We start from the raw sequence: 622 nt of genomic DNA, 5'->3' as shown, positions 1-622 counted from the left end.
GGGTGCAGCTTTCGGTACATGATCCAGCCGATGAGGCCGAGCCCGAGAATGACCATCAGTGCGACAAACGCACGCATTCCCTGAATACGGTGCCGGGACGCGACGACGCTGCCAAACGAGTCGCGCCCGCCGGAGATCGGTCGGTTTTCGTCAACCAACTCATCAATGTTCTGTTCGCGCCTGATCATTGCTCATCCTCGCTCTTCATCACCCGCCTGAAGCCCGGAACGACTGTGCCGCTCGGCGTCGCCCCGCGTGATGGATCGAACTCGCCATTCACGATGCCAATGACCTTCTGCTGGCCGTAGCGCACCCGCCACTCTTTAGCGGTCGTTTCGGCGACGATGATGTTGTGGTCCGCGCCTTCGACATGCGTATTGACCGTGCTTTCCTTGCCATCGGAGCTGATCAGGAAGACCTCAGGCAGCTCCGCGTTCGCCGGGAACTTGAAGTAGGTGAAGCGGAAGTCGTCCCACACGTTGACCGGCGCGATGGACGCTGACGCTGCCTCGGCCGACATCTGATAATCGATGTTGAACGACGCCTGGGGGTCCGTCCGAGCCATCGCCCCTCTCAGTTTCGCTCGGGCGATCTCGGCTTTGGCCTTGGTCGCTTCCTCACT

Annotated in this window: 2 protein-coding genes; both read right to left on the bottom strand. The window is 60.8% G+C overall.

The genetic code is table 11. From position 1 onward, the window contains the following. Window positions 1–188 (bottom strand): hypothetical protein (locus AWB78_RS42990; RefSeq protein ID WP_157697930.1); only part of this gene is annotated, 188 nt, incomplete at its 3' end. Next, window positions 185–622 (bottom strand): TrbG/VirB9 family P-type conjugative transfer protein (locus tag AWB78_RS42985; protein ID WP_198399526.1); only part of this gene is annotated, 438 nt, incomplete at its 5' end. The genes AWB78_RS42990 and AWB78_RS42985, both read right to left, overlap by 4 nt.

This window comes from Caballeronia calidae (assembly GCF_900044055.2).
Classification (GTDB): domain Bacteria; phylum Pseudomonadota; class Gammaproteobacteria; order Burkholderiales; family Burkholderiaceae; genus Caballeronia; species Caballeronia calidae.
The sequence above is the reverse complement of the archived record's forward strand: the minus strand, read 5'-3'. Positions and strand labels throughout refer to the sequence as shown.